This window comes from Sphingomonas rustica (assembly GCF_039652585.1).
In the GTDB taxonomy this organism is placed as follows: Bacteria; Pseudomonadota; Alphaproteobacteria; order Sphingomonadales; family Sphingomonadaceae; genus Sphingomonas; species Sphingomonas rustica.
In genome coordinates, this window is record NZ_JBDIZK010000023.1 from 1 (window position 1) to 10,871 (window position 10,871).

Genomic DNA, 10,871 nt, shown 5'->3' on the forward strand with positions numbered 1-10,871 from the left:
GGGTCGCACTGTTCAGCAGGCTCGACCTCTCTGGACGAGCCAAACCACCACCAATCCAGCCAGCAAAACTGCCCCAAAATCCCCAAATGACCCTCAACCTGTGAATCCCGGACAGTTGTGGGCACCACGGCCGGGATGACGCACGAGTTTCGGCGGCGGGCCGCTCCTCGCCGTCAGGCCAGTTCGTGGATCTTCGCCGGCAGCGGCATCGCGACGCTATCGTCGGCCTCGTCATAGGCGGACCAGCCGTTCGGGCCCAGCACCTCGAGCGGGCGATAGCGGGTCTTGTACGCCATTCGCTCGCTGCCCTTCACCCAATAGCCGAGATAGACATAGGGCAGGCGTGCCGCGCTGGCGCGGCGGATATGGTCCATGATGATGAAGTTGCCCAGGCCCGGGCGGCGCTCGTCGTCGGCGACGAAATAGCTGTAGATCATCGACAGGCCATCGGCCTGCTGGTCGGTGATGCACGCGCCGACCAGGCGGCCGCGCTGGCCGTCGCGCGCGGGCTCGCGATATTCGACGACATAGGAGCTGACCGGCGACTGCTCGACCATGTCGGCATAATCGCCCTCGTCCATCGCCGCCATGCCGCCGCCCGGGTGGCGCGCGCTCAGGTAATTGTGGAGCAGCTCATATTGCTCCTCGGTCGCCCAGGGCTTGCACGCGGTCACTTCCAGGTCGGAATGCCGCTTGATCAGCTTGCGCTGGCTCGCATTCGGCTTGAACCGCTCGGCGATCACGCGAACCGACACGCAGGCGGTGCACCCGGCGCAGCTGGGGCGATAGGCGACCGACTGGCTGCGGCGGAATCCGATCCGGCCCAGCGCATCGTTAAGCTCGTTCGCATGCGGCCCCGACAGCTCGGTGAAGATCTTCCGCTCCTGCTTTCCGGGCAGATAGGGACAGGGGGACGGGCTGGTTACGAAAAACCGTGGAAAACGGGAAAGTGCAGTCACCGCCGGCTTGCCCTCTTGAACGCGCGACCGTCGGGTCGCGGTCTGTGTCGCGCACTATGCGGGCGAAAAAAGATGATGAAAAGGCGATTTACCAACAAAGAAAGTTAACGCCTGGTCGGAAGCGAAACGAGGCCCGGCAAAGCGTGCCGTTGCCGCATGGCGGCGAGATCGCGGATATGATTGTAGCGCAAGGGATAAGCAGCCGGAATCGCGCCGCGACTCGGCCCGTCGCGCGTGCGATTCGCTTCGTCGCGACGCGGAGCCGGGGCGTGTGACGCGAGCGGGCTTCGACAAGCTCAGCCCGAACGGAGGTGGGAGGCGCGGCCCGACCCCATCCCCCGTTCGCCCTGAGCTTGTCGAAGGGCGGCCATCCACAAGCGCCACGGCAAGTGACATGCGGGCCAGCCCCAAGCCCGTACCGCGGCGCGTTCGCACGCGCCGCAGCCCCGGACTTACGCCAGCTCGGTCTGGCTCACCTCATATTGCGCGCGGCGCAGCGCCGTCATCAGCCGCTCGAGATGCGCGCGGTCGCGGGTTTCGCATTCGATGTCGGTGATCAGGCCCTTGGCGGGCAGGGTGGTGAAGATGCGCTGGTGATACACCTCGATGATGTTCACCCCCTGCTCGTGGAAGATCCGCGCGACATGGAACAGCGCACCCGGCCGGTCCTGCAGCCGGACGCGCAGCCGCGCCAGCCGGCCCGACCGCGCCAGGTCGCGCAGCAGCACGTTCGCCAGCAGGCGGGTGTCGATATTGCCGCCGCACAGCACGATGCCGACCTTCTTGCCGCGGAACCGCTCGGGCTCGGACAGCAAGGCGGCCAGGCCCGCGGCGCCCGCGCCCTCGACCACCGTCTTCTCGATCTGCAGCAACAGGCTGACCGCTTCCTCCAGCCGGCGCTCGCCGACCAGGACGATGTCGTCGGTCAGCGCGGCGACGATCTCGCGGGTGATGCCGCCCGGCACCTTGACCGCGATCCCCTCGGCCAGCGTGTCGCCGGCGCACGGCATCTCGGTCCCGTTGATCTGGTTGTACATCGACGGATACAGCTCGGCCTGCACCCCGATCACCTCGATCGGATGCGCCTGAGCCTTGGCCACGGTCGCCATGCCGGAGATCAGGCCGCCGCCGCCGATCGGCACGACCAGCGTGTCGAGGTCGGGCACCGCCTCCAGCATTTCCAGCGCGACCGTGCCCTGGCCGGCGATGATCCGCGGATCGTCGAACGGATGGACGAAGGTCAGGCCCTGCTCGGCCTCCAGCTTGCGGGCATGGGCATAGGCGGCGTCGAACGTCTCGCCTTCCAGGATCACCGTCGCGCCGTGCCCCTGAGTCTGGGTCACCTTCACGATCGGCGTGTTCTTCGGCATGACGATGGTCGACGGGATGCCCAGCCGGTTGGCGTGATAGGACAGGCCCTGGGCGTGATTGCCGGCGGATGCGGCGATCACGCCGCTGGTGTTGGCGGGAAGCTGGAGCAGGGTGTTGAGCGCGCCGCGCTCCTTGTACGCGGCGGTGAACTGAAGGTTTTCGAACTTGAGATACACGGTCGCGCCGGTCAGGTCGGACAGCGTCCGGCTGACCAGCGTCGGGGTCGCGACGATCGAGTCCATGATGCGCATCCGCGCCGCGACGACATCATCGAGGGAAACCGGCAGCGCCGGGGCGGTGGGTGCGGATTGCGTAGCCATAGGTCACGCGCCTTAGGACATCTGGCGCAGCGGGGGAACACGGCTTATGCCGACGCCCATGAAGCTGATCCCCCAGATGCTCGCGGCCGCCGCGATCCTGATCGCACCCGTCGCCCATGCCGACGGACTGGTCGACAATGTCAACGGCATCACCCTGGACGAAAAGGGCGAGATCGTCCGCTTCAACGGGATCATGTTCAACCGCGAAGGCATCGTCACCGCGCTGCTGACGCCGAAGCAGCGTCGCCCGAAAAAGCCCGAATGGAAGCTCGACATGGGCGGCCGACTGCTGATGCCCGGGCTGATCGACGCGCACGGCCATGTCATGGGGCTGGGCTTCCAGACGCTCCAGCTCGACCTGTCGGGCACCCGCAGCCTCGACGAGGCGCTGAAGAAGATCGGCGACTATGCCGCCGCCAATCCGACCAAGTGGATCATGGGTCGCGGCTGGAACCAGGAACGCTGGGGCCTGGGCCGCTTCCCGACCGCAGCCGATCTCGACCGGGTGGTGTCCGACCGTCCGGTCTGGCTCGAGCGGGTCGACGGCCATGCCGGCTGGGCGAACACGCGCGCGATGACGCTGGCGGGCGTCTCGCCCTCTTCCAAGGACCCGGTCGGCGGCCGGATCGAGCGCGACGCGAAGGGCGTGCCGACCGGTGTGTTCATCGACGCCGCAGCGGCGCTGATCCAGAAGGCCGTGCCGAACGCGACTCCGCGCGAACGCAATGCCGCCTTCCTCGCCGCCCAGGAATCATTGCTGTCGGTCGGCGTCACCGCCACCACCGACATGGGCACGACGGTCGACGACTGGCTGACCTATCGCCGCATGGGCGACCTCGGCCTGATGAAGTTCCGCATCATGAGCTATGCCGGCGGCGTCGATACCGCGCTGGCGGTGGCGGGGCAGGGACCGACCCCCTGGCTCTACAGCGACCGGCTGCGCATGGGCGGGATCAAGCTGTATCTCGACGGCGCGCTGGGCAGCCGCGGCGCCTGGCTCAAGGCCGATTATGCCGATGCTCCGGGCCAGAAGGGCCTGGGCTTCCTGTCCGACGACCAGCTGCTCAACCTGATGAGCCGCGGCACGATGGACAATTTCCAGCTCGCGATCCACGCGATCGGCGACCGCGCCAACAACCAGGCGCTGAACGCGATCGAGGTCGTGGCCGACAGCTACAAGGGCGACGATCGCCGCTGGCGGATCGAACATGCCCAGGTGATCGATCCCGCAGACCTGCCGCGCTTCGGCAAGCTGGGCGTGATCGCCTCGATGCAGCCGACGCACCAGACGTCCGACCGGACAATGGCCGAGGCGCGGCTGGGTCCCGACCGGCTGAAGGGCGCCTATGCCTGGCGCTCGATCCTGCAGAATGGCGGCAAGCTGTCGTTCGGCTCGGACTTCCCGGTCGAGAGTCCCAATCCCTTTGCGGGCTGGGCCGCCGCCTTCACCCGCCAGGATGCCGACATGCAGCCGTTCGGCGGCTGGCGTCCCGAAGAGATCGTGACGCGCGAACAGGCCTGGGCCGGGTTCAGCATCTGGGCCGCCTATGCCGGCTTCGCCGAACAGAAGATCGGCCGACTCGCGCCGGGCATGCGCGCCGACTTCATCATCCTCGACCGCGATCCGCTGCTGGCATCGCCCAGCGAACTGCGCGGCACCCGCGTGCTCGAAACCTGGGTGAATGGCGAGCGCGTCTGGATGCCGAAGAAGTAACGCCGATGGCGGGGTGGCGGGGGTTCCGGCTTGCCGGTTCGAACTGGCGCGACCGGCTGATGGCGTCGTGCGGTGCGTTTCTCGGCATCGGGCTGACCGGCTGGATCTGCTCGTTCGTCGCGGGCGATCCCGCCTCGGTCATCCTGCTCGGCGCGCCGATCGGCGCCTCTGCCGTGCTGATCTTCGCCGTGCCCAGCAGCCCGCTGGCACAGCCCTATGCCGCCATCGTCGGAACGGTGGTCTCGACCCTGGTCGGGGTGTTCGCCGCGCGCACCTTCGGCCACACCGCCTTCGCCGCCGGGCTGTCGGTGGGCGGATCGATCCTGGTGATGTCGGCGCTGCGCTGCCTCCACGCCCCCGGCGGCGGCAGCGCGCTGGTCCCCGTAATCGCCGGGCCCGAGGTGCTCGCCCATGGCTATGCGCTGGCGCTGGTCCCGTTCGGCCTCAATGCGCTGGTGCTCGTCCTGCTCGGCCTGGTCTTCCACCGCGTCTCGGGCCACAGCTACCCCCACCGCGCCCAGCCGCCCGCCACGGCCGGGATCGACCCCGAGGACATCGACGCCGCGCTCGATCAACTGGGCGAACCCTTCGACGTCAGCCGGGCCGACCTCCACGCCCTGGTCGCCGCAGCCGAGCGCAATGCGAAGTTGAGGCGGTCAGGCAAGCGACCCTAATCTCCTTCTCCCCTCGTGGGAGAAGGAAGGGGCCCGCTGCCGAAGGCAGTGGGAAGGATGAGGGGGAAGGGGCTTAGGGAATAGCTCCCCCTCACCCTTCCGCCGACTACGTCAGCTCCATCAAGGGGAGAGGGCAACGAAAAAGGGCCGCGGAACACCGCGACCCTCGAACCTTCTCCCGGCTGCCCTCACGCCACCGCGGCAACCTCGACCCGCTCCTCGTCGGCGTCGCGCAGCACATAGCCGCGGCCCCACACCGTCTCGATGTAATTCTCGCCCTCGGTCGCCATGCTCAGCTTCTTGCGCAGCTTGCAGATGAAGACGTCGATGATCTTCAGCTCGGGCTCGTCCATCCCGCCATAAAGGTGGTTGAGGAACATTTCCTTGGTCAGCGTCGTGCCCTTGCGCAGCGACAGCAGCTCGAGCATCGCATATTCCTTGCCGGTCAGGTGCACGCGCGCGCCGTCGACCTCGACCGTCTTGGCATCGAGATTGACCGCCAGCTTGCCGGTGCGGATCACCGACTGGCTATGCCCCTTCGACCGGCGGATCACCGCATGGATGCGCGCCACCAGCTCCTCGCGGTGGAACGGCTTGGTCACGTAATCGTCCGCGCCGAAGCCGAACGAGCGCACCTTGGTGTCCATCTCGTTGATGCCCGACAGGATCAGCACCGGAGTCGAGACCCGCGCCACGCGCAGCTTCTTCAGCACGTCATAGCCATGCATGTCGGGCAGGTTCAGGTCGAGCAGGATGATATCGTAATCATACAGCTTGCCGAGATCCAGGCCCTCTTCGCCCAGGTCCGTCGTATAGACGTTGAAGCCCTCGCTCGACAGCATCAGGTCGATCGCCTTCGCCGTGGTCGGCTCGTCCTCGATCAGCAACACGCGCATCGCCAGTCCCCATCTCCTCCGGAGGACGACCGCATGGAATGCGGCGTGACCCCGACCAAATTCGTTAACCTAATCGTCTCTGAAGCCGAAAGGTTAACATCGTGCTAACCAGCTTTAGCCAGCCGGCTGGACGCGTAACGAGTCAGGGATTCTCCGGAGCGGGTCGCGTTCCGCCGGCGTCCGGCGGCAGCCTGCCGCCCGCCGCCCCGCACCCGGCGCGCAGCCGCTCGGCAAGATAGTCGATCACCGCCTCGACCCGGGCCGGGCGCAGCGTGCCGGGCGGCGTCACCAGGTGCAGCGCGCCCGCGCCCAGCGACCAGTCGTCCAGCACCGACTCGAGTCGCCCCGCGGCCAGGTCGTCGCCGACGATGAAATCGGGCAGGATCCCGATGCCCAGTCCCGCGCGCAGCGCCGGCAGCATCGCGTCGCCGCTGTCGGATCGCAGCGGGCCGTCGATTCGCACCGCCGCTTCCTCGCCGCCCGCGCGGCGGAACCGCCAGGTGTCGGGATTGGCCGCATGGGTATAGGCGAAGCACGCATGCGTCGCGAGATCGGCCGGATGCAGCGGCCGGCCATGTTTCTTGAAATAGGCAGGCGCGCCGACGACATAAACCGACACTGGCGCCACCCGCCGCGCGCGCAGCGAGCTGTCGGGCAGCTCTGCGATCCGCACCGCCACGTCGATCCCGTCGCCGACGATGTCGACGAACCCGTCCGACAGCGTCAGGTCGATGCGGATGTCCGGATACAGCTTCATGAAGTCGGCCAGCACCGGCGCCACCATCTTCGCGCCGAAGGTTACCGACGCCGCGATCCGCACCGTGCCCGCCGGCGCCTTGGCCGCGTCCAGCGCCGCTTCCTCCGCCTCGGTTCCCTCGCTCAGGATGCGCTGCGCCCGTTCGGCCAGCCCCCGCCCGCTGTCGGTCAGCGTCAGCCGTCGCGACGTGCGGTGGAACAGCGTCGTGCCCAGCCGCGCCTCCAGCCGGCTGATCGCCTTGGACACCGTCGCCTTGGACACGCCCAGCGCATCCGCGGCACCGCTGAAGGAGCGATGCTCGACCACCGATGCGAACACCGCCCAGGCCTCGAAATCGGGAAGTTTCACGCGCGTCCTCCTCTTGACCGCATTTTACCAAAGGAAACGATCAGTTTCCAACGTTTCCATTTACGATGCGATCGCGCCGCCTATCTTGAGGACCAAGCAGAGTTAAGGAACCCCGCAATGATCGAGAAACGCTCGTTCGAGAGCCTGGGTCATGCCGATCACGGATGGCTCAACGCCCGTCACCATTTCAGCTTTTCCAATTACCATGATCCGGCCCGCATGGGCTGGGGCGCGATCCGCGTGTGGAATGACGACGAGATCGCCGCGAACAGCGGCTTTCCCGCCCATCCGCACCGCGACATGGAGATCATCACCTATGTCCGCACCGGCGCGATCACCCATCAGGATTCGATGGGCAACAAGGGTCGCACCGGCGCCGGCGACGTCCAGGTGATGAGCGCCGGCACCGGCGTGCGCCATGCCGAATATAATCTCGAGCCCGAGACAACGACGCTCTTCCAGATCTGGATCGAGCCGCGCGGGACCGGCGGCCAGCCCAGCTGGGGCGCCAAGCCCTTTCCCAGGGGCGATCGCTCGGGCCGGTTCGTCACGCTCGCCTCGGGCTTTGCCGAGGATGGCGACGCCCTGCCGATCCGTGCCGATGCGCGCGTCCTCGGCGCAACGCTGAAGGCGGGCGAGAGCCTGCAGCACGAGGTCGGCGCCGGCCGTCACGCCTATCTCGTCCCCGCGATCGGGCGGATCGAGATCGACGGCCAGGCGTTCGACGCCCGCGACGGCGCCGCGCTGTCGGGCGGCCAGACCGTGACGATCACCGCGCTCGACGATGCCGAGATCGTGCTCGTCGACGCCGAATGACCGATTTCCTCCCTCGCGATGCGGGGGAGGGCCGGGGGAGGGCCTGTCCGACCCTCCCTGTCACCTCCCGGGACAGATCCTCCCCTGAACCCTTGCCAGAACCAGGAGCACAGCAATGACCAAGGTCCTCGTCCTCTATTATTCCTCCTACGGCCATATCGAGACGATGGCCGAGGCCGTCGCCGAAGGCGCACGCCAGACCGGCGCCCAGGTCGACATCCTGCGCGTCCCCGAGACCGCGCCCGAGGCCGTCGTGAAGGCTGCCCATTTCAAGACCGAGAGCCCGCACGCGGTCATCTCCGGTCCCGAGGTGCTGAAGGAGTATGACGCGATCATCGTCGGCTCGCCGACCCGTTTCGGCCGCATGACCAGCCAGATGGCCGCCTTCTTCGATACCGCGGGCGGCCTGTGGGCGACCGGCGCGCTGCACGGCAAGGTGGCCGGCGCCTTCACCTCGACCGCCAGCCAGCATGGCGGCCAGGAAACCACCCTGTTCTCGATCATCACCAACCTGCTGCACTTCGGCCTGACGATCGTCGGTCTCGACTATGGCCATGCCGGCCAGATGGACAACAGCGAGATCGTCGGCGGCGCCCCCTATGGCGCCACCACCGTCGCCGGCGGCGACGGCAGCCGCCAGCCGACCGCGATCGACCTCGACGGCGCCCGCTATCAGGGCCGCCGCATCGCCGAAGTCGCGGCCAAGCTGACCGCGTAACCGAAACGCTCGCGTCCCTTCTCCCCCCTCGGGGACGCGATCGGGCCGCCGCCCCCTCCCCCGGGGCGGCGGCCTTCTTCGTCGGGCGGACATCGCACCCCCTCCCGCAATCAGGCCGGGGGTGCTAGGGGCGTCGCCATGCTCCAGGACCGCGTATTGTTCATCGATGGCGAAGCGATCATTCTCGACAAGCCCGCGGGGCTGCCGGTCGACCGCCCGCGTGACGGTTCCGAAAGCCTCGAGGACATGCTCGGCCGCCTGACCTTCGGCTTCCAGCGCCTGCCGCTGCCGGTCCACCGGCTCGACCGCGACACCAGCGGCTGCCTGCTGCTCGCCCGCAATCCCAAGGCGCACAAGCGGTTCCAGCAGGCGTTCGAGGCCGGCGCGGTGACCAAGCGCTATGTCGCCATCCTCGACGGCGTGCCCGAAGAGCCGACCGGCCTGATCGACCTGCCGCTGGGCAAGACCTCGACTGCGGAGACCGGCTGGCGCATGCGCGGCGATCCCAATGGCAAGGCCGCGCGCACCCGCTGGAAGATCCTCGAGACCGGCACCGGCCGCAACGAGGGCCGCGCGATGGTCGCCTTCTATCCCGAGACCGGCCGCACCCACCAGATCCGCATCCACGCGGCCGAGGGGCTGGGCATGCCGATCATGGGCGACCCCGTCTATGGCACCGGCGGCCCCGCGGTGATGCTCCACGCCGCCGGCCTGACGATCCCGCGCGACGGCAAGCCCGACGTCCATGCCGAGGCACCGTTGCCGGTGCGCTTCCACAATGTCGGCTTCGGCAAGCGTGACTGACCTCGAAGCCGCGATCGTCGAGGAGAAGTTCCTCGCCGCATCCGGCCCCGGCGGCCAGAACGTCAACAAGGTCGCGACCGCGGTCCAGCTGCGCGTCGACGTCTTCCGTCTCGGCCTGCCGCCCTATGCCTATCAGCAGCTCAAGGTGCTGGCGGGCACCAAGATGACCTCGAACGGCGAACTGGTCATCACCGCCCGCAAGTTCCGCACTCAGGACGCCAACCGCGCCGACGCCCGCGAACGCCTGACCGAGCTGATCGCCAGGGCCCATGAACGCCAGGCGAGACGGGTCAAGACCAAGCCGAGCAAGGCAGCGAAAGCCCGCCGCGTCGACGAGAAGAAGGGCCGCTCGCAGGTCAAGGCGGGCAGGGGCAAGGTCCAGTTCGACTGAGGGGCGGTGGGACCTCACTTGACCCGGGCGATCGGCATTTGCATCACACACGTCTATGCCGCGACCCTACGCCATCTTCTGTTCCGATCCGCTTGATCCGCGAAAGATCGAGCCAGATTTTGCGGCCGAAGCCGAAATTGCAGAGGCCGCCGGATTTACGCTTGTGCGGTTGGATCACGATCAACTGGATCATCGTATCGATGCAGGCGCTGCGCTCAGGAAAGCTCGCTTCGACGAGCCTGGCAAGGCGATATACCGCGGGTGGATGCTGAGCGCGCAAGCGTACGCCGCCCTGCACGCTGGACTACTCGATCGAGGGATCGAGTTGATCACGACGCCTGCTCACTATGATGCCTGTCATCACGCACCTGGATCATATGATTGCCTGTCGTCCTGGATGCCCCGGATGGCATGGCTGGGCATCGACGAGATCGACGATCGCACACGGATTGACGCGACACTGGCGTCGTTCGGTGGCTCGCCCCTCGTGATCAAGGATTGGGTGAAGTCCCAGGCCGCAGGATATTGGCACGAGGCGTGCTACATCGCCGATGCATCCGAGCCGGCGGGCGCGCTTCGGGTTTTGCATCGGTTTCGCGAGCTGCAAGGCGATAGCCTGGTCGGGGGCATCGTCTTCAAGACCCATATACCGTTGGTTCCACACGGTTCGCTGGCGCACGAATATCGGGCGTTCGTCGTCGGCGGGCGATCCGTGGGATGTTGGCCCCGCTCGGAAGCGGCTGCTGAGTTGGGCGGGCCACCGAGCGAGATGGTCGATCAGATTGCGGTCAGAATGCCGGGTATTTTCGCTTCTGCGGATTTTGGTCAGGACTTGGACGGGCGCTGGTGGCTGCTGGAAGTAGGGGACGGTCAGGTTTCCGGCCTGCCGGTTCCAGAGGCCGCGCTCCCGATTTTCACCGCTCTAAGGTCTTTGATAAGGTAGCATATTAGGTAAGGGGACGCGGACGAGCCGCGTCGGCCGGGCCTGTCAGGATTTCCGTGTGCGGGCGGGCATAATGGTTAGGAAGGAGATCCCCTATGTCCCGACGCAAAGAGCCTGCGATCCCGAACGAGCTTCTCGACCAGCTACTGGCGGGCGGCGC

General features: G+C 67.2%; 11 protein-coding genes. 7 read left to right on the top strand and 4 right to left on the bottom strand.

Translation table 11 applies throughout. The annotated features are described in order from the left end of the window. Positions 1-173: 173 nt before the first annotated feature. Together TPR58_RS22535 and TPR58_RS22540 are read right to left on the bottom strand one after the other, a co-directional pair. On the bottom strand, positions 174-959 hold the full coding sequence (locus TPR58_RS22535) for an arginyltransferase (protein WP_346249031.1): 786 nt from the start codon (positions 957-959) through the stop codon (positions 174-176). Between the two features lie 452 nt (positions 960-1,411). Next, complete coding sequence (locus tag TPR58_RS22540; protein ID WP_346249032.1) at positions 1,412-2,650, bottom strand: threonine ammonia-lyase; 1,239 nt, start codon at positions 2,648-2,650, stop codon at positions 1,412-1,414. 58 nt (positions 2,651-2,708) lie between these two features. On the opposite strand from TPR58_RS22540, the gene TPR58_RS22545 reads away from it, so the two are divergent. Together TPR58_RS22545 and TPR58_RS22550 are read left to right on the top strand one after the other, a co-directional pair. After that, positions 2,709-4,364: an amidohydrolase gene (locus TPR58_RS22545; RefSeq protein WP_346249033.1), complete on the top strand. Its 1,656-nt coding sequence runs from the start codon at positions 2,709-2,711 to the stop codon at positions 4,362-4,364. A gap of 5 nt (positions 4,365-4,369) precedes the next feature. Then, complete coding sequence (locus tag TPR58_RS22550; protein WP_346249034.1) at positions 4,370-5,038, top strand: HPP family protein; 669 nt, start codon at positions 4,370-4,372, stop codon at positions 5,036-5,038. A 188-nt stretch (positions 5,039-5,226) separates the two neighbouring features. Here TPR58_RS22550 and ctrA read toward each other — a convergent pair whose 3' ends face one another. After that, the gene (ctrA, locus tag TPR58_RS22555; RefSeq protein WP_346249035.1) at positions 5,227-5,934 is read right to left on the bottom strand and encodes a response regulator transcription factor CtrA; all 708 of its coding nucleotides are present in this window, start codon (positions 5,932-5,934) and stop codon (positions 5,227-5,229) included. 142 nt (positions 5,935-6,076) lie between these two features. Then, positions 6,077-7,039: a LysR family transcriptional regulator gene (locus tag TPR58_RS22560; RefSeq protein WP_346249036.1), complete on the bottom strand. Its 963-nt coding sequence runs from the start codon at positions 7,037-7,039 to the stop codon at positions 6,077-6,079. Positions 7,040-7,156: 117 nt separating this feature from the next. Between TPR58_RS22560 and TPR58_RS22565 the strand changes: the two genes are divergently transcribed. From TPR58_RS22565 to TPR58_RS22585, 5 genes are all read left to right on the top strand, one after another. Next, positions 7,157-7,855 carry a pirin family protein gene (locus TPR58_RS22565; RefSeq protein WP_346249037.1) on the top strand — a complete coding sequence of 233 codons (699 nt, stop codon included), beginning with the start codon at positions 7,157-7,159 and terminating at the stop codon, positions 7,853-7,855. A 115-nt stretch (positions 7,856-7,970) separates the two neighbouring features. After that, positions 7,971-8,573, top strand: coding sequence for an NAD(P)H:quinone oxidoreductase (gene wrbA, locus TPR58_RS22570; protein WP_346249039.1), 603 nt, complete (start codon positions 7,971-7,973; stop codon positions 8,571-8,573). Positions 8,574-8,711: 138 nt separating this feature from the next. Continuing rightward, positions 8,712-9,377, top strand: coding sequence for an RluA family pseudouridine synthase (locus tag TPR58_RS22575; protein WP_346249040.1), 666 nt, complete (start codon positions 8,712-8,714; stop codon positions 9,375-9,377). After that, the gene (arfB, locus tag TPR58_RS22580; RefSeq protein ID WP_346249041.1) at positions 9,352-9,768 is read left to right on the top strand and encodes an alternative ribosome rescue aminoacyl-tRNA hydrolase ArfB; all 417 of its coding nucleotides are present in this window, start codon (positions 9,352-9,354) and stop codon (positions 9,766-9,768) included. The genes TPR58_RS22575 and arfB overlap by 26 nt, the downstream gene beginning before the upstream one ends. Positions 9,769-9,823: 55 nt before the next feature. Further along, positions 9,824-10,711 carry an ATP-grasp domain-containing protein gene (locus TPR58_RS22585; protein WP_346249042.1) on the top strand — a complete coding sequence of 296 codons (888 nt, stop codon included), beginning with the start codon at positions 9,824-9,826 and terminating at the stop codon, positions 10,709-10,711. The last annotated feature ends 160 nt before the right edge of the window (positions 10,712-10,871 follow it).

Coding starts and splice junctions, on each gene's coding strand:
- TPR58_RS22565 (WP_346249037.1), top strand. CDS start 7,157: ATGATCGAGAAACGCTCGTTCGAGAGCCTGGGTCATGCCGATCACGGA.
- arfB (WP_346249041.1), top strand. CDS start 9,352: ATGTCGGCTTCGGCAAGCGTGACTGACCTCGAAGCCGCGATCGTCGAG.
- TPR58_RS22545 (WP_346249033.1), top strand. CDS start 2,709: ATGAAGCTGATCCCCCAGATGCTCGCGGCCGCCGCGATCCTGATCGCA.
- wrbA (WP_346249039.1), top strand. CDS start 7,971: ATGACCAAGGTCCTCGTCCTCTATTATTCCTCCTACGGCCATATCGAG.
- TPR58_RS22585 (WP_346249042.1), top strand. CDS start 9,824: ATGCCGCGACCCTACGCCATCTTCTGTTCCGATCCGCTTGATCCGCGA.
- ctrA (WP_346249035.1), bottom strand. CDS start 5,934: ATGCGCGTGTTGCTGATCGAGGACGAGCCGACCACGGCGAAGGCGATC.
- TPR58_RS22575 (WP_346249040.1), top strand. CDS start 8,712: ATGCTCCAGGACCGCGTATTGTTCATCGATGGCGAAGCGATCATTCTC.
- TPR58_RS22550 (WP_346249034.1), top strand. CDS start 4,370: ATGGCGGGGTGGCGGGGGTTCCGGCTTGCCGGTTCGAACTGGCGCGAC.
- TPR58_RS22540 (WP_346249032.1), bottom strand. CDS start 2,650: ATGGCTACGCAATCCGCACCCACCGCCCCGGCGCTGCCGGTTTCCCTC.